The sequence below is a fragment of the Ruegeria sp. AM7 genome (assembly GCF_056535965.1).
Genome location: NZ_JBQFJE010000003.1, coordinates 3201268 through 3226116, shown reverse-complemented (window position 1 = coordinate 3226116; position 24849 = coordinate 3201268). Strand labels below are relative to the sequence as shown.

Genomic DNA, 24849 nt, shown 5'->3' with positions numbered 1-24849 from the left:
TCCCTGCGACGCGTTAAATGGGCTGGCGACCAGAGCGCCGAGATAACGTTTTCGTTAGCTAGGCGTGAAACGATTAAAAACGCAAGAAAACCGTCAAAAATGCCAAAAAATAGAAAAACCCGCGTGTTTCAGGAGACACGCGGGTTTCTCGATTAACGATCGGACGGGGTCTTATTCCGCCGGAACTGCTTCAACTTCGTTGGTCAGAGGATGGCTGAGCTTGTTCAGCATCTCCTTTGGGCAGACCTGAAGGAAGTTTGCCTTTTCCACATCCCAATGCTGCAGGATATCTGCAGCTTTGCGACTGTTGGTTTCCAAAGCATGGCGTTCAATCAGCGTTTTCATCTGATCCATCCAGTGATCCACCGTCACCGGGCAGGTCACCAGTGTTTCCATGTTCATCAGCGCCTGCGCCTTGCCTTCCGGATCGTACAGGTACGCCATGCCGCCGGTCATGCCTGCGCCAAAGTTGGCACCAATGTCGCCCAGAATCACGGCCACACCGCCGGTCATGTATTCGCACCCGTTCGAGCCGCAGCCCTCGATCACCACTTTGGCACCCGAGTTCCGAACCGCGAACCGTTCGCCTGCGCGGCCTGCTGCGAACAGATGGCCATCGGTGGCCCCGTACAGAACAGTGTTGCCGATGATCGTGTTGTCATCCGCCTTCAGAGGGCTGACCTGCGGCGGGCGCACGACGATCATGCCGCCCGACAGGCCCTTGCCGACATAGTCATTGGCATCACCCGACACTTCCAGCTTGAGCCCCGGAGCGGCAAACGCCCCCAGCGACTGACCGGCTGATCCTTGCAGTTTCACATGCAGATGGTCGTCCTGGAACGTGTTCCGCATACCGAAATTCTGCACGATATGGCTGGAGACGCGGGTGCCCACGGTCCGGTGCGTGTTTTGCACCGCGTAAGACAGCTGCATCTTTTCGCCATCCTTCAGGAACCGCGCCGCGTCGCGCACGATCTCGGCATCCAGCGTATCCGGCACCACGTTGCGGTCCTTGTCGCGGTTATAGACGATGTCCTGCGCGCCATCGACCGTGATCAGCAGCGGGTTGAGGTCCAGATCGTCCAGATGCGCCGAACCCCGGCTGACCTGCGCCAGCAGATCGGCCCGGCCGATGATCTCATCAATCGAGCGCGCACCGAGGCTGGCCAGCAGCTCGCGCACTTCCTGCGCATAGAAGGTGATCAGGTTGACGACCTTGTCGGCATTGCCGGTGAATTTGGCGCGCAGGGATTCGTCCTGCGTACACACACCAACCGGGCAGGTGTTCGACTGGCACTGACGTACCATGATACAGCCCATCGCGATCAGGGCAGCGGTGCCGATGCCGTATTCCTCGGCCCCCATCATCGCGGCCATCACGATATCGCGCCCGGTGCGCAATCCACCATCGGTGCGCAAGGTCACACGATCCCGCAGATTGTTCATCGCCAGAACCTGATGCGCCTCGGTCAGGCCCATCTCCCACGGCAGACCGGCGTATTTGATCGACGTCGCAGGCGACGCACCCGTGCCACCGTTGTGGCCCGAAATAAGGATGATATCCGCTTTTGCCTTGGCCACACCGGCTGCAATCGTGCCCACGCCCGAGGACGCCACCAGCTTCACGGTCACCTTGCAGCGCGGGTTGATCTGCTTCAGGTCATAGATCAGCTGCGCCAGATCCTCGATCGAGTAGATGTCGTGGTGCGGCGGCGGTGAAATCAGCGTCACGCCCTTGGTCGAGTGACGCAGGCGCGCGATCAGATCGGTCACTTTCATACCCGGCAGCTGACCACCCTCACCGGGTTTCGCACCTTGGGCGACCTTGATCTCAAGCTCTTCGCACTGGTTCAGGTACTCGGCAGTCACGCCAAACCGGCCCGAAGCCACCTGTTTGATCTTGGCCGATGGGTTGTCGCCATTGGGTTCCGGGACGAAATGCGCCGGATCTTCGCCGCCTTCACCAGAGTCAGACTTGGCTCCGATTCGGTTCATCGCCACGTTCAGCGTCTTATGCGCTTCGGGCGACAGCGCACCCAGCGACATGCCCGGCGTGACAAAGCGTTTGCGGATCGAGGTGATCGATTCGACCTCTTCAATCGGCACCGGTTTGCCCAGCGGTTTGAAATCCATCAGATCGCGCAGGTGGATCGGCGGGTTCGACTGCATCTTGGCCGAATACTGCTTCCACAGCTCGTAAGACGCCCGGTTACACGCCATCTGCATCATGTGCATCGAGGTCGCTTCCCACGCGTGGGTCTCACCCGATTTGCGCGATTTGTAGAAACCCCCGATGGGCAGCACGTCCAGACCGCTGTCCCAACCTTTGGCGTGGATTTCTTCGGCTTTGGCCTGAATGCCCGTCACGCCGATACCGGAAATCCGGCTGGTCATGCCCGGGAAAAACTCGGCGACCATGGCGCGGCTGAGACCCACGGCCTCAAAGTTCAGGCCGCCGCGATAGGACGAGATCACCGAAATCCCCATCTTGGCCATAATTTTCAGCAGGCCCTGATCAATCGCCTCGCGGTAGCGCGCGACGTTTTCGGTCAGCGTACCATCCAGCAACCCGCGATCAATACGGTCGGCCAGCGAATCCTCGGCCAGATAAGCGTTTACGACAGTCGCGCCACAGCCGATCAGAACCGCAAAATAGTGCGGATCAACACATTCCGCCGAACGCACGTTCAGCGAACAGAAGGTCCGCAGTCCCTGACGGGTCAGATGCGAATGAACAGCGCTGGTCGCCAAAATCATCGGCATCGCCACGCGGCCCTCGCCCGAGTTCATATCGGACAACACCAGATGCCCCGCGCCCGAGCGCACGGCCTCTTCTGCTTCGGCTCTAACACGGGCCAATGCTGCGCTTAGCGCACCTCGGCCGGGTTCAAAGCTACAATCAATTTCCGCCAGGGGAGAACCGAGATTTTCAACCAACTTGTCCCACTGGGCGTTGCCGACAAAGGGGCTGTCCAGCGTGATGATCTCGGTCTGGCTGCTGTCTTCGTCCAGCACGTTTTTCAGGTTGCCGAACCGGGTTTTCAGCGACATGACGCGGTATTCGCGCAGGCTGTCGATCGGGGGGTTGGTCACCTGGCTAAAGTTCTGACGGAAGAAATGGCTGAGCGGGCGGTATTGCTTGGACAGAACCGCCGACGGGGTGTCGTCGCCCATCGAGGCCAGGGATTCCTTGCCATCTTCGGCCATGGGGGCAAGGATTTGCTCCAGCTCTTCAACGGAATAACCGGCCGCGATCTGGCGCTTGCGCAGTTCCTCTCCGCTGAACTTCGCGGTCTCGGTTACGCCCGACAGGCTTTCATTCAAGTCGTTGATCTTGCCAACCCACTCACCAAACGGCAGAGCACGGGCCAGTTTATCCTTGATCTGCGTGTCGCGGTACAGCTTGCCACGCTTCATATCCACGGCCAGCATCTGACCCGGACCCAGCGCGCCTTTTTCCGTCACCGAAGCCTCATCAATCGGCACCATCCCAGCCTCGGAACCCGCGATGACCAGACCATCGCCCGTCACCACATAGCGCATCGGACGCAGGCCATTCCGGTCGAGCCCGGCGCAGACCCAGCGACCATCGGTCATGGCCAGGGCGGCTGGGCCGTCCCATGGCTCCATCACCGAGTTGCAGTAGGAATACATGTCGCGCCACGCCTGCGGCAGCTCAACCGCCTGTTTGGACCAGCTTTCCGGCACCAGCATGGTTTTCGCCATGGGGGCTGACCGGCCTGCACGTACCAGAACCTCGAAAACCGAGTCTAATGCAGCGGAATCCGACGATCCGCCCGCGATGATCGGTTTGATGTCCTCGGCGTAGTCCCCAAAGGTCGAGGATGCCATGCGGATCTCATGGCTTTTCATCCAGTTGACATTGCCTTTCAGCGTGTTGATCTCGCCGTTATGGGCCAACATGCGGAAGGGCTGCGCCAGCCACCATTGCGGGAAGGTGTTGGTCGAATAGCGCTGGTGATAGATCGCAAAGGCCGACTCGAACCGCTCATCCATCAGGTCGGGGTAGAAGACAGCGACCTGTTCGGCCAGCATCATGCCCTTGTAGATGATCGAGCGGCACGACAGCGACGCCAGATACATCCCCGAAATCCCTGCGGCGGCCGCAGCCTTCTCGATACGGCGCCGGATTACATACAGCTCACGCTCAAAGGTTTCTTCGTCCACGCCTTTGGAGTTCGAGATCAGGATCTGCTCAATCTCGGGGCGGGTCGCGTTGGCCTTTTCGCCCAGACAGGTCACATCGACCGGCACGTGGCGCCAGCCATAGATGTAGTAACCCATGCGCAGCACTTCGGTTTCCACGATGGTCCGGCAGCTTTCCTGCGCACCGAAATCGGTGCGGGGCAAAAAGACCTGACCAACGGCGATCAGCTCGTCCAGATTGGGTTCGTGACCGGTGCGGCGGATCTGATCGTAAAAGAAGGGGACCGGAATCTGCACGTGGATACCCGCGCCGTCGCCGGTTTTGCCATCGGCATCCACAGCGCCCCGGTGCCAGATCGCCTTGAGCGCATCAATCCCGGCATCTACCACCTTGCGCGACGGCTTGCCGTCAACAGACACAACAAGGCCCACACCGCAGGAAGAATGCTCTTCTTCCTCGGAATAGAGACCGTTTTCGGCCATCCACTGACGTTTGGCTTCTTCGGCGCGCACCCAATCGGCATCGTATTTGGTCATTGGCTGTCTCCTTCTTCCGAGGAGGCATACATGGCCTCAACCTCGGCTTTGGTCATTTGCTTGCGTTCACCTGCGAACGCGTATCCTTCGGGCTTTTTGTCGAAGTAAAGTTCAAGTTTCAGCGTGTGGCCTGTATCCTGAAACAGGCCTGCCGCGATTTGCGTGTGTCCGTGCATTTCACCTGGAAGCGTGATCCGGTACCACAGCGCCGAGCCGCAGTCAGCGCAGAAGGCGCGCTCGGCCCAATCGGACGAGGTGAAGGTTTTCACGGGGCCTAACGCGGCATAGCCCTCTTCGGCCTCAAACGTCACAAGCATTGAGCTGGTCCAGCGGCGGCACTGGTCGCAATGGCACGCGCCCAGCGCATCGCGCGCGGGCGTTGCGGTCACGGTGACCGCGCCACACATGCATTGGCCTTGCAACTCGGGCATTCCGACGCTCCTGATTGCTGGGTTATTCGGCTGCGACCGCAGCCTTGGCGTTGAAACGGTCGATGATCGCATCGGCACAATCGCGCCCGTCGCGGATCGCCCAAACGACCAGAGAGGCCCCGCGCACGATGTCACCGATGGCGTAGACACCGTCCATCTCGGTTTCGCCGGTCTGGAAGGCGGCCTTGACGGTGCCCCAACGTGTCACGGGAAGGTCGGGCTGGCCGAACAGAGTGGGCAGGTCTTCGGGCTCAAACCCCAGCGCCTTGATCACCAGATCGGCGTCTTCGACATAATCCGCGCCTTCAATCACCTCAGGTGCCTGACGGCCTGTCGCGTCGGGCTGGCCCAAACGCATCTTCTGCACCATCACACCCTGCACCTTGTCGTCGCCGGTGAAGCCCTTGGGCGCGCTGAGCCATTCAAACACCACGCCTTCTTCTTCGGCGTTCTGAGTCTCGCGCTGCGAGCCGGGCATATTCGCGCGGTCGCGACGGTACAGGCATTTGACCGAGGTCGCACCCTGACGGATCGAGGTGCGCACGCAATCCATCGCAGTATCCCCGCCACCGATCACGACGACCTTTTTACCAGAGGCGTTCAAGCGGCCATTGTCAAAGTCTTCGACCGCATCGCCAAAGCTTTTGCGGTTCGAGGCGGTCAGGAAGTCAATCGCCTTCTCGATCCCGGCCAGACCGCTGCCCGGCATGGACAGATCGCGTGACTTGTAAACGCCAGTGGCAATGATAACCGCGTCATGCTTGCCACGAATGTCTTCGAATTTCGCGGCGTCGACGTCGCAATTCAACTCGAATGTCACGCCGCCATCGGCCAGCAATTCGTTGCGACGCTGCACGATGTCCTTTTCCAGTTTGAAGCCCGGAATACCGTACATCAACAGGCCACCCGCGCGATCATAGCGGTCATAGACTGTCACCTGAATACCCGCGCGGCGCAGCATATCCGCCGCCGCCAGTCCACCAGGGCCCGCACCGATGATACCAACGCTTTCGCTGCGCTCGGCTGTGGGGGTGGTGGGTTTGACCCAGCCTTTGTCCCACGCGGTATCGGTGATGTATTTCTCGATTGTGCCGATGGTTACTGTCCCGTGACCGGACTGTTCAATCACGCAATTGCCTTCGCACAGGCGATCTTGCGGACAGATGCGGCCACAGATCTCGGGGAACGTATTGGTCGCCTGGCTGGTCTGATAGGCCTCTTCCAAGCGACCCGTTGCGGTCAGATGCAACCAGTCAGGGATATTGTTGTGCAGCGGGCAGTGCGACTGACAATAGGGCACACCACATTGGCTGCAGCGGCTGGCTTGTTCTTGTGCTTTGGCCGAGGCGTATTCGGCATAGATCTCGTCAAAGTCTTCCTTGCGCGTGTCAGCGGCACGCTTTTCAGGCATGGCGCGATCGACTTGCACAAATTTCAGCATCGGTTGCTTGGCCACGGGTCGGACTCCATGAATTGGCTTGGTCGAGCTTCTTTAAGTGATGCAAGATCGGATGAAAAGTCAATTATGCTGACCTAATTAGTGAATTTGCGATCAAAAATCCTAGGGCCACATGAAAAAAGCAGAAATTTAGATCCGAATCGGACCTATATGCGTTCTTTCCTTTTCTTCATCACGCTTATACCCATGGATCGCAAAGAACACGTGACGATGGCACGGGCAGGTTAATGAGTCTATTTCAACTGATTCTTGCGGCGATCATTCAGGGTATCACCGAATTTCTGCCGATTTCGTCATCCGGGCACCTGATTCTGCTGCCCAACCTGACCGGTCTGGCGGATCAAGGCCTTGCCATTGATGTGGCGGTTCATGTGGGCACCCTAGGCGCGGTGGTTCTTTATTTTTGGTCTGACGTCAAATCAGCCGCAGCAGGTTTGCCAGACGCGCTGCGGGGTCAAACAGACACGCCACAGGCGCGGCTTGCGCTTGGTCTGATTATTGCGACAATTCCGACGGTTATCGTTGGGGCCATTCTTTATCAAACCGGGCTCAGCCAGTCTTTGCGCTCGATGGCGGTGATTGGATGGACCATGTTGGGATTTGGTCTGCTGCTCTATTGGATGGACCAGAAAGGACAGCAAAGAAAAAAGGCAAATGACTGGGGTCTGAAAGATGCGGCCATTATGGGTTTGTGGCAAATGCTGGCCCTGATCCCCGGCACATCCCGGTCCGGAATCACGATTACAGGCGCCCGGCACTTGGGGTACACCCGAGAAGACGGCGCGCGGATCGCGATGTTGATGTCGATCCCGACTATCTTGGCGTCGGGCATATTGCTTTCAGTCGATGTGATCAAAGAAGCCGACGCTCAACTGGCTATTGACGGAGCAATCGCCGCGCTTTTTGCCTTTGTTGCGGCCCTTCTGGCGCTGTCCTTCATGATGCGCCTGCTGCGCAGCGTCAGCTTTACGCCATACGTAATTTATCGCGTTGTTCTGGGCATAGTTCTGCTGGCCATTGCCTACAGTTGATCAGGTCCGCAGGTTGTCAGCGGATCTTTGAATCTCGTCATACTGACCCGAGGGGCGGAACTTCCAAAGATAATCCGGCAGAACCGACTCCAGCGTGGCCGGCTCGATCCCAAGATCGGCAAAGCTTTTCGCCCCATCCGACACGACGTTGTCGCGGCGCAGGTTTTTCAGCTGATCCCGCGTCAGAATGCTATTCGGGAACAGTTGGAAACTGACGTATTTAACGATGTCCAGAACCCCGGCCATGATCCGTGCGGCAAAAAACGGCATCCCGATAATCACGCGACGGCGGTGGATCACGTCAAGCATCTGCTGCATGAGCGCACGGAATGTCTTGACCTCAGGGCCGCCCAGTTCATACGTGCCGGCCGCTGCCTGCCCCAGAACGCCCTGAACAGCAGCTTTAGCCACATCATCGACATAGACAGGCTGAAACTTCGTTTCGGCCCCGACCAGCGGCAGAAACGGCCCCATCCGGGTCATCCCGGCAAAGCGGTTGAAGAATTGATCCTCGGTCCCGAAAATAACCGAGGGGCGCAGGATCACGGCATTGGGCATATGAGCAAGCACTCCGGCCTCACCCTGTGCCTTGGTTTGCGAATACTCACTGTCCGAATCCGCGTCTGCACCAATGGCAGAAATATGGACCATCCGCTTGATCCCTTGTTCAGCTGCGATCCGCGCGATCCGTTCGGCCCCGTCGGCCTGTACGGCGTCAAACGCGTTCTTGCCCAACTCGTTCAGCACACCCACGCAGTTCACCACCGCATCCGCGCCCTGCATCGCCGCCGCAACCGACGCATCGTCGCGAATGTTGCACAGGATGGGTTCAACCTGTCCGACCACGCCGTAAGGTTTGACGAACATCGCTTCATTCGGGCGCCTGACAGCGACCCGAACACGCCACCCTTCGTTCGCCATACGTCGCGCGACGTACCTGCCGACAAATCCGGATCCGCCATAAATCGTGACCAGTTTTGACATAGAAGGGCTCCTGCTTTTGGCTCCTGATCCGATCTACCGCCCAAAGAGGCGCGGAACAAGGCGCAATAACGCCGCGCGCAGGGGAAAAACCCTGCCTTTTTCGGGTGCGTTTTGGATGGGGTCAAAAAACTTTCAAAAAACTTCCCGAATCCGGTTGACCCTCCTCTCCAGTGGGCTTAAACGCCCCTCCACGACACCTGCCCAGGTGGCGGAATTGGTAGACGCGCTAGCTTCAGGTGCTAGTGTCCGTATGGACGTGGAGGTTCGAGTCCTCTCCTGGGCACCATCAATCCCTATAAAAACAATTACTTCAACGGGTTGGTATAACTTTCACTACACGAACGCTACACACCGGCGAAGTGGAGTGACTATGCGAGTCGTCATTGAAATGGACCACCTGACAACTGATCCCAAGTCCGGGCGATACAAGTACCGGCGTCGTGTACCCAAAGGTCTGGAGCCAGCACTTGGGAAACGAGAGTTCTCTGTTTCGCTGAAAACCAAGGACAAGCAGGATGCCGCACGGCGTTATTGCGACGTCCATGAGGCGGTAGAGAACGAGATTGCCGCCGCCAGATTGATTGACCCCGAAATGAAGGACTATGAAGCGCAAATAGCGGTTCTTAGGAAACACGGGTTGACGCAAGGACGGCCCAAGGCTCTCGAACCGGTCCGGTTCAACGACGACCTGAAATCATTTGACGACTTCACAAAGGCCGCGCTTGGCGCACGATCCAATGCAGAATTCGATCAAATTGTCGAAGCGAAGTACTTTGGGGTGAAGCGTCCCGACGTCCGTATTCGGCAAGTTGTCGATGCCTACCTCGAGGACAGGCGGAACCAATACAACAAAAAGAACCTCACAAACCAGACGTCACTGGTGGCATCCCTGATCGCCGAAGTCATGGGTGAGGAGAACCCCGTGGTCCGAAACATTGGCATAGAAGCCGCTTATGAGTTCAGAAACACCCTGCGTGGTAATGGTCTGAGCCATGGAACGGTCAAGCGACGCGTCGGGACAATCAAAGCGATACTGAACTATGGGTTACGCCGGTTCGAGATTGACGGGTATACGAACCCATTCAATACCCTCGAAGTCCCAAAACTGGCATCAGAACCCAACGCCAAGGATAGCAGGTTGCCGCTTTCATTGGATGAGATCAAACGGTGTAACGAATACATCCTGTCGAAGAACAAGGACATACAAGACCTTTGGTGTGTACTGGCACTTACAGGCGCTCGTCAGGGAGAAATCCTCAGCCTAGAAAGACAGGATGTGGTCTTGGACAAAAAAGTCCCCCACATCCACATACGGTTCAACTCGTTGTGGCGCGTCAAGGGCGAAGTATCTGAACGAAAAGTACCGATTGTTGGTCCCGCTCTTCGCGTCCTCGAAGAGAGGTTGGCGGATACCGAGGGGTCGAAGGACCATCCCTTGTTCCGACGCTATGCGCCGCCTAACGGACCAGACGCCGCTTCGACGCTTATGCGTAAAGCAATGGCTCAGGCTGGCGTGTGGGTAGAACTGAAGAAAGTACCCTATTCTCTCCGCCACTCCCACAAAGACTGGCTTGACCGGGTCGCACCTAGGAATTTGGTTGACCGCGTTCATGGGCATCGTGCCCCCGGATCAGCTGGAATTTATGGTGGAGACGATATGTTAGACCTGTTGCACGAAGCATTGCTCCGGGGCTGCACGGAAAGCGGAATAATAGACCTCATGAATACGCAAGGGTTTGGGGCCAAAAAACTGATCTGTAATCTGTCGAGGTAAATAGCACCACCAGCGACGGGCTGCTTCCCCCATACCCCCTTCGGAATAGGAGGTGGACGCTCAGGTCGTTTTTTGGCACCGGCCCTGTGACCTTAGAGAGGCGCAAAGCTCATCCCCGTAGGTGACCCTACCAAAACTTGTTACGCCCCTGTACGAGTCCTCACGCAACACGCCTAGACACACCAAATCCAAATCACGACCAATGCCTAGTGGTCGTAGCAACTGAAATCCTTGTCCAGGAACAAGACGAAAAAAGTTCGTCCATCTCGATAACCGACCATTGGCTTTTTGCCGTTAAACCGCAATGCAAGCAGAGTGACGTCAGGGGTCACTGAAGCTGGTATTGCTGGGTTTATGGAATTCCGTGCAATCTTTTCGGTTCCAATGCCATGGCGAGGGCTGCCATTTATGTCTCTCCAAGTTGTTTTGCTTAGGAGAAACAGCCTCTTGGCCAAGGCTACGAGGTCATCATTCTCGCAGCAATCAATGCTGTATCCATTGCCGGGCACCATTTTTTCGAACGAAAAAATTGGTGGTAGTGCATTGGTATCTTTGCTTTGCGAAACACCCGTTTTACCAGTAAACGGCTTAGTGTTGTCGCGCTTTCTTTTGGTAGTCCGCAATATAAGACTCGTCAATTTCGTCTGTAAAATATGCCGCTAACTGCTTGTTGCTAATGGTATTGTCATCCGATTCAACAGAGCTCAGCCACGGATCTTCTTCATGGGTCATGTTGCGCAGCTTCCAAGCCGAGTATTGACCGTAAAACTCATAGACATCATCCAGAATTTCCAGATCGTGCCTATCGAAAACTGAAAAATCGAAATTCTCAGGAGAAGGTATCGCAGAACTTCCGTAGCTGCTATATCGGTGGTATTGACTTGGGATAACTGGACCGTGTTGCCAAGCCTTAATTTTGTCCGCGAACAGAGGGAAACGGTTGTCCGCGCGGACGGCCGCCATTACGCCAGCAGCGTAATAGACCAACTTCTGAAGTTTTAGATTGGAGATTACGTCTCCAACATCTGGGTCTGACTTCGCCAACATAAACTCAGCGATCTGGTCTGCGGAATAAACTTTCATGGGCCTCACCTAATGCTGCGAATCATAACAGGCAATGCGGCAAATGTGAATCCTCTCATGGCAAGGTTAATTTTCAGATAAATTTTTGGCGACATTTTTACACGAGTATCAGCTTCGAATCCTCGCATTGACGCACTCACTAAGCTCACCAGAACTTCGCGCTGGGCTTGTGCTTACGGTTGCAAAACGGGATGTTGCGAGCATTCGAGCATGGTTGCAACCGAGGGAAGGTAGACGAATGGATATTCTGGCTGCGATCACGATCGCCAACGAAACGCTGAAGGCCGTGAAAACCTTGAAAGACGTGGATCGTGACCTGGATAAAGCGGAACTTAAATCCAACATGGCCGAGCTGTATTCGAACTTGGCCGAGGTCAAAATGGCTTTAACCGACGCAAAAGCTGAGATGCAGCAAAAAGACAGCGAAATAGCCGACCTGCGACAATCCATGGAATTCAAAGCGACCTTAGTTGAGGTCGAGGGTTTCAAATTCAGAGCGGACGAAAATGGAAACCCATTCGGAAATCCATTTTGCCCAGCCTGTGAGCAAAACTTCGGGAAGTTTTTTCAGATTTCATACGCTGGTAGAGTGCAGGAGTGCATTTGCCCGAACTGTCAGTTCAACTACAAAACTGAAGTTTCCAATATTATGTACACCTTAAGTAGGCAATAGGTGCAGGGCAGACACAATTTGACTTGCGCCTAAAACCCTGCGTGTATTCCTCGCATCGAAGGCAGCAAGATGGTTTTGGGAGCGGCTTCTGGGACTTGGTCGCCCAACTGAGCTCGACTTCACCCATCATAGTACGCACGTGGAGGAGTGCCAGCGGTACACACAAATAATCTCAATATGCCTACACATTCCCTTACCCTGTGACCGTAGAGAGGCGTAAAGCCCACCCCGGTAGGTGACCCTACCAAAACTTGTTGCATCGCTGTACGAGTCACCTGCGACCATGCTTAGGCGCAATTACACAGAAGGACTACCGTAGGTACGGGGTGCCCGGTCCACCTAGCGATTGCAGACACAAGCAGGGCACTACACGGCTGTGTCTTTGAAGACGGACAAAACCCGGTACACGGATGCCCGACCAATGTTGAGTTGTCTTGCAATGTCAGTGGGCCTGACACCTTTCGCCTTTAGGTCCCTGACCTCGTCAGCCTTGGCTTGTGCTGTGGGCTTACGGCCTTTGTACTTCCCTGCCGCTTTGGCTTTGGCAATCCCTTCGCGTTGACGTTCGAGCATGATCTCCCTCTCGAACTCAGCAACACTGCCCAGCAGGTTAATCATCAGCTTTCCTGTGGGTGTCGAAGTGTCGAGGTTTAAGCCCATGATCTTTAGATGTGCCCCTCGCGCTTCCAGTCGCAGTCGTACGTCCATCAGATGAGCCATAGAGCGCGCCAGACGGTCGAGTTTCGTGACGACTAGGGTGTCCCCCTCTCGGACAAAGGACAACGCTTCTTCGAGGCTTTCACGCGCCCTTACGTCCACTGAGGATACCTGTTCCTCAAATATGCGTTCGCAGCCCTCAATCTTGAGGTCCCGTAGCTGGGCTTCAAGCCCCGCAGTTTGATCCAGCGTGGATGTACGCGCATATGTGCGCAAAGATCAAAGCTTTTCGCACGGGATAAATTCACAAAGCAAAATTCGGGCCAGTCCGGGAACCGACCCGAAAAAATGATCAGGACACAGCCTGTTCAGCCACGATCTCACTAAATCGGGTGAAGAACTTGCCCGACAGCTTTTTGGCTGTCCCGGCAATCAGACGGCTGCCCAGCTGGGCGATCTTGCCGCCGACATCGACCTTGGCGGTGTAGGCCAGAATTGTCTCGGCCCCGTCTTCGGTCAGCGTGACCTCGGCACCGCCCTTGGCGAACCCGGCTGCACCGCCTTTGCCTTCACCGGTCAGGGAAAACCCGCCGGGGGCGTTGGAATTGTCCAGCGTCACTTGCCCGGCAAACTTGGCTTTGACCGGGCCGATTTTCAGAACCACCTTGGCCTCAAGATCCTCGGGCGAGTTCTGGATCAGCTCTTCGCAGCCCGGAATACATTCCTGCAGGATCTCAGGCGTATTCAACGCCTTGTAGACCAACTCGCGCGGGGCGGCGATGCGGATTTCGTCACTCAGTTCCATTTGCGTTTCCTTTATTCAACAACATCTCGGAAAAACCAAAAGGGCGGTTTCCGTCGCCTGTTCCGGTGTTTGTTTCGGGCGTGCGGGCCATAGGCGCTTAAGCAAGTTTTTCATCCTGAGAAACCTCCGTCGATTTGTCCGTGTTCCGCCACATCACGATCTCGGCCAGGATTGACAGGGCGATTTCGTGCGGATCAATGGCATGAATGTCCAGCCCGGCAGGGGATTTCAGACGCGCCGCGCGGGCCGGGTCCAGACCCTGTCCTATCAGCTTTTCCATGAGTGTTTCGGCTTTGCGATGGCTGGCCACCATCGACACCCGCGCGGCTTGCGTGTTCAGCGCGGCCCCAAGGGCTGCGCCGTCTCCTTGACCTTGCGAGGCCACGACAACAAAGTCGCGCGCCTCGATATCTAAGTCTTCGACCGTCTCGGGCGTGCTGCTCGTCACCCGAAACCCGGCAAGCGTCCCGTGTTCGCCCAGCGCCCTGGCGATCAACGAGGTGCCAAAGATCACCAGTCTTGGCGCGTGCTGATACGGTTCCACCAGCAAATCCACCGTCCCGCCCGAAGGACAGCCGCTTTTGAAGGTTTGCACGCCATCCGGGTCCGTCATGTCGACCACCTTGTCCGAGGGTTTCACGCGGATCATCTGCGGCGCACCACTGGCCAGCGCTTGTATCGCTGAACTGCGCACCGCGCGCTGCACACAGGCACCGCCCAGATGACCCAATATCCGCCCGTCGCGCGCAATAGCCGCCTTTCCCCCGGCCTTGGCCGAGGTTGCATCCGCTGTGCGCAGAACCGTGGCGACGCAGAACGGCTCACCGGTTTGGCGCAGGGTTTCGATCGTGTCGAATATGTCGAAATTTGCCATATCAGACTCCTTTCACAACTTGCGAAACTGCGGCTCAAGCGCGGCCAGCGCCTCAAGCGTGTTGGCAGGCAAATGCGCGTCCAAATGGGGTTCGGCCGCCTGCATCGCCGCTGCGATGGGTTGGTAGTCTTTCCATCCCTTCAACGGGTTCAACCAGACGATGCGCCGTGACTTGCGCCGGATGCGCGCCAAAACTGCGCCCAGCGCTTGCGGGTCGGAACTGCAATAGCCGTCCGACAGGATCAGAACGATGGTCCGCCCATTCAATGCGCGCGCGCCATAGCCGTTCAGAAAGCTTTCCAAGCTACCCGAGATGTCGGTGCCACCCCCGAACCCCTCGGCCATCAAGGACAACCGCCCAGCCGCACGGATCGAGTCGTGATCGCGCAGGGCGTCCGTCACCCGCATCAGGCGCGTGTGAAACAGATAAGCATCCGCTTCGGTCCCGCTACCGATCAGACCTTTGAGAAAGGCCAGAAACACTCGCGAATAAACAGTCATCGACCCGCTGACATCGCACAGCGCTACGATCCGCATCGGACGCGGCGGCTTGGCGCGGCGATACAAATCAATCGGCTCACCCCCTCGTGCTAGACTTGCCCGTTGTATCCTCCGCATATCCAACGTAGCGCCCCGCAACGCTTGCTTTCTGCGACGCGACCGCCGATCACGAATGGCACGTGCCAACATCAAGGCCGCCTTTTCAGCCTGCCTTAGAGCCTCGTCATCCATCAACTCGCGCAGGTCCCTGCGTGACAGGTTGACTGTGCGTGTCGCGATCAACTTGCCATCAGTCCCCTCGGCATCGCCTTCGCCCTGATCGGCAGAACCCTCTTGCTCCGCGCTTTCCGCACCCTGTTCGTCGGAATGTGTGGCATCCTGCCAAATCATGGGTTTGGCAGATTGCACCCTCACGTGGCTCGTTTGTGCGACCCCTTCGCGCTGCTTTCCAACGTTGAACCAATAGGCATCGAACAGATCATCAAAACGTCGCCAATCCTCGGCGTCGCTCGCCAGCAACACACATAGCGCCCGGCGGGCCTGATCCGCATCCGTCGCCGTGATCTGAGACAATGCAGACAACGCATCCGCGGTCTCACCCGGACCAACCCGCAGCCCGTTCGACCGCAAATGCGCGATGAACCCGGACATTCGGTCGGCAAGGCCATCGGCCCGAGAAGGAAACCGCGTGACCTGCATCACGCCACCTTGCCGATCAGCCGGTCCATCAGCTCGGGCGGAGCCGCGTCATAGTCCGCAGCCGTCTTCAACAAACACACAAGCGTCGCCTGCACGGCATCGCGCGATTGCGCCATGTCGTTAACGCCCAAACCTGACAGGGCTGCAGCCCAGTCCAACATCTCTGCAATGCCCGGCGTCTTTTCCAAATCTTCTTTGCGCAACGCCTGTACGACCCCAATGATCTGCCGCGCCAGCACGCCTTCAACCTCGGGCATCCGCGCCCGAAGGATCGCCATTTCAACCTCTTTCGAAGGGTAATCAAGGAAACTGTAAAGACACCGCCGACGTAAGGCATCCGACAAATCACGCGTCCCATTGGCGGTCAGGATCACAATGGGCCGAGTCGTCGCTTCGACCGTCCCAAGCTCGGGGATGGTGATCTGAAAGTCGGACAGTATTTCCAGCAAATAAGCTTCGAATTCCTCATCCGCCCGATCAATCTCATCAATCAACAAAACCGGAGGAATATCCTGAGAAATAGCCTCTAACAAAGGCCGTTTCAGCAAATACGCATCGGAAAACAACTGCGCCTCGCCAACCCCTCCCTGGGCCTCTGACGCCCGGATCGCCAACAGTTGCCGCTGATAATTCCACTCATAAATCGCGTGGCTGGCATCCAGCCCTTCATAGCACTGCAAGCGGATTAAACGCGCCTCACGCGACGCTGCCACAGCCTTGGCCACCTCGGTCTTACCCACACCGGCCGGACCTTCCAGCAACAAGGGCCGCCCCAAAGTCTGCGCCAGATGCAGCGCCATCGCCAACCGATCATCAGCAACATAGCCTTGCGCGGCCAATCCGTTCTGCACATCACTCAAAGTCAAAACCAGGATCCATTCTTCATCTGGCAAAAAATACCTCGGGGGAGGTTCGGAGGGGGCTGGCCCCCTCCGTTCGGTCGGATCGGCCAAGCCGATCCGAACCCATTCACCCATGCATCCCCAGCCCATTGGCAATCTTCCAGATGCGCCAGTGGTCATGCGGCATATGGCTCTGCACCAACCCAAAGGGCCGGAACGCATCATGCACCGCGTTCGAGAAACAGGGAACGCCCCCAACATTCGGGCTCTCACCCACACCCTTCGCACCAATCGGATGGTGCGGGGACGGCGTCACCGTATAGTCGGTGATATAGTTCGGCGTCTCCCACGCAGTCGGCAGGAAGAAATCCATCAGCGTGCCGGTTTTCACGTTACCGATCTCGTCATAAGCAATCTCCTGACCCATCGCGATGGCCAACGCCTCAGTCACACCGCCATGGACCTGACCCTCGATGATCATCGGGTTGATCCGGGTGCCGCAATCATCCAGCGCATAGAATTTCCGAACGTCCCATTCGCCTGTATCCACGTCGATCTCCATGACGCAGATATAGGCCCCGAAGGGATAGGTCATGTTCGGCGGATCGTAGTAGCTGACCGCCTCCAAACCGGGCTCCAGACCGGGGATTGCCTGATTATAGGCGGCGAAGGCGATTTCCTTCATCGTTTTGAACCGCTCGGGCGCGCCCTTGACAGAGAACCGATCCACATCCCATTCGACATCGTCGTCGTGGACCTCCAGCAGATAGGCCGCAATCATCTGCGCCTTGGCACGGATTTTACGCGCAGCCATTGCCGTTGCGGCACCGGCCACAGGCGTGGACCGAGACCCGTAAGTCCCAAGCCCATACGGCGCAGTGTCGGTATCGCCTTCCTCCAGCGTGATGTCATCGGCGGGCAACCCGATCTCACTGGCGATGATCTGGGCAAAGGTCGTGGCATGGCCCTGACCCTGTGAAATCGTCCCTAACCGAGCGATGGCCGAACCAGTCGGGTGAATCCGGATTTCGCAGCTATCGAACATTCCCAGCCCGAGGATATCGCAGTTCTTAACCGGTCCCGCGCCCACGATTTCCGTGAAATGCGTCAGACCAATGCCCAGCAGTTTGCGAGTCTTACCAGCCTTGAAATCCTCGACCCGCTGCGCCTGTTCAGCCCGCAGACCGTCGTAGTCGACAGCCTTCAATGCCTTGTCCCAAGCGGTATGATAGTCGCCCGAGTCATATTCCCAGCCCAGTGCGGACTGATAGGGGAACTGATCGGCCTTGATGAAGTTGATCCGGCGCAGCTCGGCCGCGTCCATGTTCAGCTTGATGGCCAGAACCTCGATCATGCGCTCGATGAAATAGGCGGCCTCGGTTACGCGGAAGGAACAGCGATAAGCCACCCCGCCCGGAGCCTTGTTGGTATAGACCCCATCCACGGCCAGATAGGCGGTTGGGATGTCGTAGGATCCGGTGCAGATGTTCATGAACCCAGCCGGGAATTTGGTCGGGTCCGCACAGGCGTCAAACCCACCGTGATCGGCCGTGGTGTGGCACCACAGCCCGGTGATCTTACCGTCCTTCGTTGCTGCGATCTTGCCCTGCATCCAGTAGTCGCGGGCAAAGGCGGTGGACATCAGGTTCTCCATCCGGTCCTCGACCCATTTCACTGGCTTACCCGTGACAATCGAGGCCACGACCGAGCAGACATAGCCCGCATAGGCCCCGACCTTGTTGCCGAACCCGCCGCCAATATCGGGGCTGATCACTCGGATATTGTGTTCGGCAATGCCCGAGATCAGCGAGACAACCGTACGGATCGCGTGCGGGGCTTGGAACGTTCCGTAGAGCGTCAGCTTGCCGGTCACCTTGTCCATGCTCGCGACCGACCCGCAGGTCTCCAGCGGGCAGGGATGGGTGCGGTGGTAATAGACCATCTCTTCAGCCACCACATCAGCCTCGGCCAGAATAGCCTCGGTCGCGTCTTTGTCGCCCTGTTCCCAGGTGAAGATGTGGTTGTGATGCTTGCGCGGCCCGTGCGCACCTTCGGTCTGACCCTCAAGGTCTTCACGCAGGACCACATCGGATTTCAGCGCCTCGAACGGGTCGGTCAGAACAGGAAGTTCCTCGTATTCAACCTCGACCAGTTCCGCCGCATCGGCTGCGATATAGCGATCCTCGGCCACAACGAAAGCGACTTCCTGCCCTTGGAACAGCACTTTGCCATCGGCAAGCACCATCTGCTTGTCGCCTGCCAGTGTCGGCATCCAATGCAGGCCCAGCGGCGACAAGTCTTCGGCGGTCAGAACAGCGATCACGCCGGGCAGCGCCAGCGCGGCCTCTTTGTTCACGCTGACAACGCGGGCATGTGCGTAGGGGGAGCGCACAAAGTCGCCGAACAGCATGCCATCCAGCTTGATGTCATCGACATAATTGCCCTTGCCTTGGGTAAAGCGCACATCCTCGACGCGTTTGCGCGAGCTGCCCATCCCTTTGAGGTTGGCTGCGCGTTCTTCGGGGGTCAGAGTTTGATCGTTCATTCCGCAGCCTCCACTTTGGTTTGTCCTACCGCTTCGCTACTTGAGGACGCTTGAGCGTTCAGCATGTCAGCCGAGGCCGAGATCGCCTTGACGATATTCTGGTAGCCGGTGCAGCGGCAGAGGTTCCCAGCCATACCGAAACGAATTTCTTCCTCGGTCGGGTTCGGGTTTTCCTGCAGCAGGCGATGCGCGCGGGTGATCATGCCCGGCGTGCAGAAACCGCATTGCAGGCCATGATGTTCGCGGAACATCTCCTGCAATACACCAAGGCTGCCATCGTCGTTGGTAAGCCCTTCGACCGTTGTGATATCGGCACCGTTCACCTGCGCCACGAAGGTGGTGCAGGATTTGACGGACTTGCCATCGATATCCACAGTGCAGGCGCCGCAATGGCTGGTTTCGCATCCGATATGAGGGCCGGTGATTTTCAGATCTTCCCGCAGGAAGTGGATCAGCAACGTGCGCGGCTCGGCCAGACCTTCGACCTCTTTGCCGTTCACGGTGAGTTTGACGTGCATTTTTGACATGGGTTCTCCTCCCCTCAACCCGCGCGGCTTTGGGCGCGGTCGATGGCGCGGCGCAGCATGACGCCTGCCACATGTTTCTTGAATTCGACGGGGCCACGATTGTCGGCAACCGGATCAATCGCATCCAACATGGCAGCAACGCAGCCATTCACATCGCCATCGGCCAGCGCAGCGCTTGCGCCTTCGGACCAGATCGGAGTGTCCGCCAGATTGGTCATCGCGACCGAGGCTGTTCCATTGCCCACCATCACAGCAGCAGCGGCCGTCGCATAATCTCCGATCTTGCGCTTTTGCTTTTCATACGCCTGCCCGACACCCGCGCCCGGTACAGGGATCGAGATACGGGTCAGAATTTCTTCGTCCTCGCGGGCGGTGAAATACGCAGCCTCGTAAAACTCACGCGCGGCGACGCTGCGATTGCCGTCGGGACCGGACAGATCAAACGTGGCGTTCAGGCATTGCATCAACCCCGGCATGTCATTGCCCGGATCCCCATTGGCCACATTGCCACCGACGGTGCCCACATAGCGCACCTGCGGATCAGCGATCTGCAATGCCGCCTCGCGGATCAGCGGAATGGCAGCGGCAAGACCATCATGAGTTATCAACTCGTGCTGCGTGACCATCGCACCCAAGGTCACGGCGTCGGAGCCGACCTCGATGCCCTTTAGTTCGTCGATGGCTTGCAGATCGACCAGATGGCCCATCTCGGCCATGCGTAGCTTCATCATCGGGATCAGGCTGTGTCCGCCCGCGATCACGCGCGCCTCGTCTCCGTGTTCTTGCAAAATGCCGATGGCCGAGGCGATATCGCCTGGCCGGTGATACTCAAAACCGGCTGGTATCATGTTTTTCCTCCCTGGGTCCGAGCAATATGCCTTGGGGGACCTTAGGTCAGGAAAGAACGCCCGCGTCATCCGTTCCAGTCAACGGGAACGGGGCGCGCAGCTTGTTTCACGAAATGCGAATAGGCTGCACGAGTTGCGATCAAAGACCCAGCGCTTCGCGAATGTCGGATAGGCGGGAACGGCTGACCGGCACCTTGGTCAACGCGTCCACACCGTCGAAATAACAAGTGCCATTGTCCTTGTGACGTTCGAAACTGGAGACATGTTTGGGATTCACCAGATAGCTGCGATGGGCGCGCAAAAACCCGTCCGGCGTCAGGCGGGTTTCAGCCTCGGTAATCGACCATGGACAGAACAGTTTCTCGGCCCCGATATAGAGCACGGTATAATGCCCTTCGGCCCGGATTGCGGCGATCTCGGTCGGGGTGGCGAAAAAGGTCTGGCCTTCGCGTTCAAACGGAATGCCCGCCCGCAAGGTCGCAGGTTCAGGGTTGGGCGCAGCAGGGGCCGCAACAGCAGCAGGCTCAAGGAAGCTGACGCCGGTCAACAGGAACGCTCCACAGATCAGGAACACAGCCACGGTGACACCCATCGCCAGCACCTGATTGTTCAGTGCCGGACCGGCCCCGCCGGTGCTGTCGCTGACGGTGAAATCGGTCAGACCGGTGGCCACGAAGTGCATTGTAAACACCGCCAATCCGAAACAGGCCGTTCCCAGCAAGATGTTACGCTGCGTGCGGTTGTCGTAAGCCACCCAGATCGCCACGACCGACAGCAGCACCGACGCAAGGGTCGAGATCACCACATCCCACACGTTATAAACCGGGCGACACAGTTCCATCCCGGCCATACCGATATAGTGCATCACAACGATGCCAAGTCCCACGATCACGCCCGCCCCCACTATGGTCTGCACCGAACGTGGCCGGAAATGCAGCAACAGCAGCGCCAAACCTACCATCAGGATCGCCACAAGGGCCGAAATCAGAGTGATCAGCGCGTCATAGTAGAACAGGATCGGAAGTTGCAGGCCCAGCATGGCGACGAAATGCATCGACCAGATGCCGCCGCCCAGAACCACCGCAGCCAGCGCCACGATGATCTTACGGCGCTGGTCGTCCAGCTTGGACGCGCCATGGGTCAGGTAAAGGCCGGTAAAGCCTGCCATCAGCGCCACAGCTAACGAGGCTGCCACAAGCCAAGCGTTATGCGAATAGTCCAGCATTTTTGGTTTAGACGCCCTCCCCGACGCGTGGACGACGTTAGCAAACGGATTTGATTGGGACAATTGGCTCTCGAACACGAATATGGTGCTCGCCTCGGACGTAACCTTTTTTCGTTTGCGACTAAGAAATTCAGCACGTTACAAGTTCGCGCTCAGATCTACTTGATGGTCTCCGCTGGCTATTGAATCACCGCATTTTCCCATGCGGAAAGAAACTTTTTACGCTTAAGGTCATCCAAAAAAGTCAGCAAAGCCGGGTTCAATCCAATCGTTTCTCTGTCAGTCACCCCTCCCGGAGACGTCAGCGGCGGGAGAGAGGACTGCGTTTCTTGCGCGGCAGATTTTTCGGCAACGAGATGGCGGATGAAAGCTTCTGCTGCGTCTGGTTCCTGAGTTGCATTTGAAACCAATGCTGTGCGCATCATAATCGTTTGAAAATCAGTCGGAAAAATAACTTCAAGCGCATCTTTACCTTCGGCTCGGACAGCGGCGTAGCTGCCCAACACGTTATATGCGACCAAAATCGTGCCATCGGCCAGATCATTGATCATTTCGCCCGAACAACAATACAGCCGCACATCAAGCCCGCCCATAACTTCCATCAAGCGCCAATAGGTTTCCGAAGCTCGCGCATCCTGCGTCGCAAAGAGGTAACCCAAACCGGACTGGCGAACATCATAAGTGCCTACCTTGCCACGGAATTCTTCAGGGCGTTTACGTAAAGCTTCGATCAACATTTGGCGCGTTACGGGAACTTGCTGGCCTTCAAATGCCGCCCTGTTGATCACAATGGCCGCCGGCTCAGTGGTGAACGAGAAAAGGCTATTGTGCCATTGTGCCCAGTGCGGTGTATCGATGTCGTCGATTGGTAGGGCATACCCATCATTGGCCAGTTTGAGTTGCAGATCCATCGCACTGGACACTACCACGTCAAATGCATCAGCAGCAGCTCGGACCCGCATGTTGATATCGGCCGTGCCCGAGACCAGATATTCGACACTAATTAAGGGGTTCTTCGCCACAAACTCCTCGATCAGTGGCGCAAATAGAACTGTGTCCGTGCTCGAGATTACCCGCAGCCTGGGACCCTCTGCGCCTTCGTTGAAAATCAACTGATCTTCCCAGTCGTCTGCCCATCCAGCGCCGGGCAGAAAAGCCAGCATCAAAGCGATAATGTAACGCATGCGCCCCCCTTGGGCCGGTTCGATAGAACCAGCATTCCCCCATGTGCAGTTGCCACATCCTTTGCAATGGTTAGTCCCAGTCCAGAGCCAATGGTTCCTACAGCGTTTTCCCCACGCTCAAATCGCCGGGTCAGTCTGTCAACTTCGCTGGGAAGAAAACCGGGCCCGGTGTCGCTGACCTTAATCTCGGGTTTCGCTGTGACCTCTATTTCTACGATGCTGTCTGCGGGGGCATATTTCAAAGCATTGTCGATCATGTTTCTGACAGCGTTTTGAATAAGAATAGGATCTCCAGAATACGGAACCGATTTATCGCCCGTCAGACAGAGCGACAGTTCCTTCATTTCAGCGATGGGCGTCAAACGCTGAACCAGTTCTTGGATCAACTCGACAAGGTCAACATTCTCGCGCTCTAGCCGGTCCGCGCGAGACGTAATCATGGCGTGATCCAAAAGTTGACCTGCCGCGCGCGAGCTTTCGTCAATCGCGCGAACCATAGCACGCAGCGCCTCGCGGTTTTCTTTTCTTTCCACACGGTGGAGCGTGGCTTCGGCGTATGATCTGACAGTGGCCAAAGGTGTCCTGACGCGGTGGGCCGCTTCGGCGATAAAGTCCTCGGATTGGCTAAGCGACTGATCCAACCGACCCATCAAGGAATTCAAGGACATGACAAGCGGCGCCATTTCTCGTGGCACTGGTTTTTTGAAAGGACTCAGATCCTGCGGCCCCCTTCGGGTTACCGAAGTCGTCAACTTGTTGAGCTGACCAATGGTTGTCGACGTGATCCAGAAAGATAAAGCTGCGGTGAGTAGAAAGAACCCCAACCCAAGAAAAGCAGCATTGCGCGAAATCTGATCAAGAGTTTCGGAAAGCGCATCTTGTGTTTGACCCAGTACGACTTCGACCTCGGTTTGTCGGTCAAATCCAACAAGAGTCCGGCTGGCGCTGACCTGTCGGATAAGTTCTTCGCGAACTTCGCCGGTTTTGAACGACCAATCGCTTTCTCCGAGCCCACCAGCAAACCGAAGGTCTTCGTAGCCTGATAGGAACTCACCGTCCTGAAAGATCGCATAGAACACTCTGTCATCTGACGGTGTACTCAGCATTGAAAATGCTGCGTACGGGATATCTACCTCGAGTGCACCATCTCTGAGCGCCGCAGCATCCAGTATTGATGTCACTGAAGCTTCAAGTATGTTGTCCTGACCTTGTTGTGCCACCTGTGCTGCGTAATTGCGAACTGTGAAAAACAGAAGAATTGCAAGAACAGCCGCACCGCCAATCAACGCGAGCACCAGCCTGTTTCGCAATGACCCTGAAACGGTCGGATTAGTTGTCATGATCCAGCCTATACCCCAGACCGCGCAGAGTAGTTATCTTGAGGTCCGACTTTTCAAGATGCCTGCGCAATCGGCCCACATAGACCTCGATGGCGTTGTCTGAAATGTTGTCATCGTAGGAAAACAGCCGATCTGCCAGCTTCTGTTTCGAGAACACATGACCGGGTGCGTTGATGAACAGCTCCATCATACGCAACTCACGATTCCGCAAAGAAACGATGTCCCCGGCGACGACCAAATGCCCCGCGACCGGATCGAAGACAATACCGCCCATCTCGATCATCGTTTTTGTGATGCCTGACTTGCGACGCAAAACGGCACGGCATCGAGCCTCGAGTTCAGCGTGATCAAATGGCTTTGTGACGTAATCGTCGGCCCCAAGATCCAAAGAACCGATTCGATCAGAAACCTGACTGCGCGCGGTCAATACAATCACGGGAGTGTCCAGTCGACTTGCCCGATGCCGTTTCAGAAAGTCTCGGCCATCCCCATCTGGGAGCATGATATCCAACAGAATCAGGTCATATTCCTCGGTTTCGACAAAGGCGGTTGCGTCTTCCAAATTCGCTGCGTGATCAATGACATGACCGTCCAGACGCATGCGCGAACTGACCGCGTTCGCGAGGTCCAGGTTGTCTTCGACAAGTAGAAATTTCATCAGGC

20 protein-coding genes and 1 tRNA gene are annotated in these 24849 nt (G+C 56.9%); 4 read left to right on the top strand and 17 right to left on the bottom strand.

The genetic code is table 11. The features are described 5' to 3' along the window. Window positions 1-171: 171 nt before the first annotated feature. The 3 genes from gltB to ACR3EG_RS20050 are packed head-to-tail and all read right to left on the bottom strand — an operon-like array spanning window position 172 to window position 6591. Window positions 172-4704, bottom strand: coding sequence for a glutamate synthase large subunit (gene gltB / locus ACR3EG_RS20060; protein WP_480498438.1), 4533 nt, complete (start codon window positions 4702-4704; stop codon window positions 172-174). Beyond that, window positions 4701-5135 carry a GFA family protein gene (locus tag ACR3EG_RS20055; RefSeq protein WP_170355552.1) on the bottom strand — a complete coding sequence of 145 codons (435 nt, stop codon included), beginning with the start codon at window positions 5133-5135 and terminating at the stop codon, window positions 4701-4703. The genes gltB and ACR3EG_RS20055 overlap by 4 nt, the downstream gene beginning before the upstream one ends. A gap of 22 nt (window positions 5136-5157) precedes the next feature. After that, a complete protein-coding gene (locus tag ACR3EG_RS20050; RefSeq protein WP_480498441.1) occupies window positions 5158-6591 on the bottom strand; it encodes an NAD(P)-dependent oxidoreductase in 1434 nt (477 codons plus the stop codon). Window positions 6592-6821: 230 nt separating this feature from the next. Here ACR3EG_RS20050 and ACR3EG_RS20045 point away from each other — a divergent pair, with 230 nt between their 5' ends. Then, the gene (locus ACR3EG_RS20045) at window positions 6822-7625 is read left to right on the top strand and encodes an undecaprenyl-diphosphate phosphatase (RefSeq protein WP_480498443.1); all 804 of its coding nucleotides are present in this window, start codon (window positions 6822-6824) and stop codon (window positions 7623-7625) included. Here the strand turns inward: ACR3EG_RS20045 and ACR3EG_RS20040 are convergent, their stop codons facing one another. Further along, the gene (locus ACR3EG_RS20040; RefSeq protein ID WP_480498445.1) at window positions 7626-8609 is read right to left on the bottom strand and encodes a complex I NDUFA9 subunit family protein; all 984 of its coding nucleotides are present in this window, start codon (window positions 8607-8609) and stop codon (window positions 7626-7628) included. Window positions 8610-8808: 199 nt separating this feature from the next. On the opposite strand from ACR3EG_RS20040, the gene ACR3EG_RS20035 reads away from it, so the two are divergent. Next, a tRNA-Leu gene (locus ACR3EG_RS20035) sits at window positions 8809-8895 on the top strand. Between the two features lie 84 nt (window positions 8896-8979). After that, window positions 8980-10383, top strand: coding sequence for a DUF6538 domain-containing protein (locus ACR3EG_RS20030; protein ID WP_480498447.1), 1404 nt, complete (start codon window positions 8980-8982; stop codon window positions 10381-10383). 588 nt (window positions 10384-10971) lie between these two features. On the opposite strand, the gene ACR3EG_RS20025 is transcribed toward ACR3EG_RS20030, so the two are convergent. After that, window positions 10972-11466: a Panacea domain-containing protein gene (locus ACR3EG_RS20025; RefSeq protein WP_480498449.1), complete on the bottom strand. Its 495-nt coding sequence runs from the start codon at window positions 11464-11466 to the stop codon at window positions 10972-10974. 238 nt (window positions 11467-11704) lie between these two features. Here ACR3EG_RS20025 and ACR3EG_RS20020 point away from each other — a divergent pair, with 238 nt between their 5' ends. Then, window positions 11705-12139: a hypothetical protein gene (locus ACR3EG_RS20020; RefSeq protein WP_480498451.1), complete on the top strand. Its 435-nt coding sequence runs from the start codon at window positions 11705-11707 to the stop codon at window positions 12137-12139. 366 nt (window positions 12140-12505) lie between these two features. On the opposite strand, the gene ACR3EG_RS20015 is transcribed toward ACR3EG_RS20020, so the two are convergent. The 12 genes from ACR3EG_RS20015 to ACR3EG_RS19960 form a co-directional block, all read right to left on the bottom strand. Beyond that, window positions 12506-13072, bottom strand: coding sequence for a recombinase family protein (locus ACR3EG_RS20015; protein WP_480498453.1), 567 nt, complete (start codon window positions 13070-13072; stop codon window positions 12506-12508). Between the two features lie 76 nt (window positions 13073-13148). Continuing rightward, a complete protein-coding gene (locus tag ACR3EG_RS20010; RefSeq protein WP_480498455.1) occupies window positions 13149-13601 on the bottom strand; it encodes an SRPBCC family protein in 453 nt (150 codons plus the stop codon). A 97-nt stretch (window positions 13602-13698) separates the two neighbouring features. Continuing rightward, entirely contained in the window at window positions 13699-14475 is a 777-nt protein-coding gene (locus ACR3EG_RS20005) for an XdhC family protein (protein WP_480498457.1), read from the bottom strand. Between the two features lie 12 nt (window positions 14476-14487). Next, the gene (locus tag ACR3EG_RS20000; protein ID WP_480498459.1) at window positions 14488-15675 is read right to left on the bottom strand and encodes a vWA domain-containing protein; all 1188 of its coding nucleotides are present in this window, start codon (window positions 15673-15675) and stop codon (window positions 14488-14490) included. Further along, on the bottom strand, window positions 15675-16541 hold the full coding sequence (locus ACR3EG_RS19995; RefSeq protein ID WP_480498461.1) for an AAA family ATPase: 867 nt from the start codon (window positions 16539-16541) through the stop codon (window positions 15675-15677). The genes ACR3EG_RS20000 and ACR3EG_RS19995 overlap by 1 nt, the downstream gene beginning before the upstream one ends. A 103-nt stretch (window positions 16542-16644) precedes the next feature. Further along, on the bottom strand, window positions 16645-19062 hold the full coding sequence (locus ACR3EG_RS19990; protein WP_480498463.1) for an aerobic carbon-monoxide dehydrogenase large subunit: 2418 nt from the start codon (window positions 19060-19062) through the stop codon (window positions 16645-16647). Next, a complete protein-coding gene (locus ACR3EG_RS19985; protein WP_480498465.1) occupies window positions 19059-19589 on the bottom strand; it encodes a (2Fe-2S)-binding protein in 531 nt (176 codons plus the stop codon). Before ACR3EG_RS19985 ends, ACR3EG_RS19990 begins: the two co-directional genes overlap by 4 nt. 14 nt (window positions 19590-19603) lie before the next feature. Continuing rightward, the gene (locus ACR3EG_RS19980; RefSeq protein WP_480498466.1) at window positions 19604-20437 is read right to left on the bottom strand and encodes an FAD binding domain-containing protein; all 834 of its coding nucleotides are present in this window, start codon (window positions 20435-20437) and stop codon (window positions 19604-19606) included. A 139-nt stretch (window positions 20438-20576) separates the two neighbouring features. Further along, on the bottom strand, window positions 20577-21662 hold the full coding sequence (locus ACR3EG_RS19975; RefSeq protein ID WP_480498468.1) for an MHYT domain-containing protein: 1086 nt from the start codon (window positions 21660-21662) through the stop codon (window positions 20577-20579). 179 nt (window positions 21663-21841) lie between these two features. Next, window positions 21842-22846: an ABC transporter substrate-binding protein gene (locus ACR3EG_RS19970; RefSeq protein WP_480498470.1), complete on the bottom strand. Its 1005-nt coding sequence runs from the start codon at window positions 22844-22846 to the stop codon at window positions 21842-21844. Next, on the bottom strand, window positions 22825-24186 hold the full coding sequence (locus ACR3EG_RS19965) for a sensor histidine kinase (RefSeq protein WP_480498472.1): 1362 nt from the start codon (window positions 24184-24186) through the stop codon (window positions 22825-22827). Before ACR3EG_RS19965 ends, ACR3EG_RS19970 begins: the two co-directional genes overlap by 22 nt. After that, on the bottom strand, window positions 24176-24844 hold the full coding sequence (locus ACR3EG_RS19960; RefSeq protein ID WP_480498474.1) for a response regulator transcription factor: 669 nt from the start codon (window positions 24842-24844) through the stop codon (window positions 24176-24178). Before ACR3EG_RS19960 ends, ACR3EG_RS19965 begins: the two co-directional genes overlap by 11 nt. Between the last annotated feature and the right edge of the window lie 5 nt (window positions 24845-24849).

Coding starts and splice junctions, on each gene's coding strand:
- ACR3EG_RS19980 (WP_480498466.1), bottom strand. CDS start 20,437: ATGATACCAGCCGGTTTTGAGTATCACCGGCCAGGCGATATCGCCTCG.
- ACR3EG_RS19990 (WP_480498463.1), bottom strand. CDS start 19,062: ATGAACGATCAAACTCTGACCCCCGAAGAACGCGCAGCCAACCTCAAA.
- ACR3EG_RS20040 (WP_480498445.1), bottom strand. CDS start 8,609: ATGTCAAAACTGGTCACGATTTATGGCGGATCCGGATTTGTCGGCAGG.
- ACR3EG_RS20000 (WP_480498459.1), bottom strand. CDS start 15,675: ATGCAGGTCACGCGGTTTCCTTCTCGGGCCGATGGCCTTGCCGACCGA.
- ACR3EG_RS19965 (WP_480498472.1), bottom strand. CDS start 24,186: ATGACAACTAATCCGACCGTTTCAGGGTCATTGCGAAACAGGCTGGTG.
- ACR3EG_RS19975 (WP_480498468.1), bottom strand. CDS start 21,662: ATGCTGGACTATTCGCATAACGCTTGGCTTGTGGCAGCCTCGTTAGCT.
- ACR3EG_RS20030 (WP_480498447.1), top strand. CDS start 8,980: ATGCGAGTCGTCATTGAAATGGACCACCTGACAACTGATCCCAAGTCC.
- ACR3EG_RS20010 (WP_480498455.1), bottom strand. CDS start 13,601: ATGGAACTGAGTGACGAAATCCGCATCGCCGCCCCGCGCGAGTTGGTC.
- ACR3EG_RS19985 (WP_480498465.1), bottom strand. CDS start 19,589: ATGTCAAAAATGCACGTCAAACTCACCGTGAACGGCAAAGAGGTCGAA.
- ACR3EG_RS20005 (WP_480498457.1), bottom strand. CDS start 14,475: ATGGCAAATTTCGACATATTCGACACGATCGAAACCCTGCGCCAAACC.
- ACR3EG_RS20045 (WP_480498443.1), top strand. CDS start 6,822: ATGAGTCTATTTCAACTGATTCTTGCGGCGATCATTCAGGGTATCACC.
- ACR3EG_RS20020 (WP_480498451.1), top strand. CDS start 11,705: ATGGATATTCTGGCTGCGATCACGATCGCCAACGAAACGCTGAAGGCC.
- ACR3EG_RS19970 (WP_480498470.1), bottom strand. CDS start 22,846: ATGCGTTACATTATCGCTTTGATGCTGGCTTTTCTGCCCGGCGCTGGA.
- ACR3EG_RS20055 (WP_170355552.1), bottom strand. CDS start 5,135: ATGCCCGAGTTGCAAGGCCAATGCATGTGTGGCGCGGTCACCGTGACC.
- ACR3EG_RS19960 (WP_480498474.1), bottom strand. CDS start 24,844: ATGAAATTTCTACTTGTCGAAGACAACCTGGACCTCGCGAACGCGGTC.
- ACR3EG_RS20025 (WP_480498449.1), bottom strand. CDS start 11,466: ATGAAAGTTTATTCCGCAGACCAGATCGCTGAGTTTATGTTGGCGAAG.
- gltB (WP_480498438.1), bottom strand. CDS start 4,704: ATGACCAAATACGATGCCGATTGGGTGCGCGCCGAAGAAGCCAAACGT.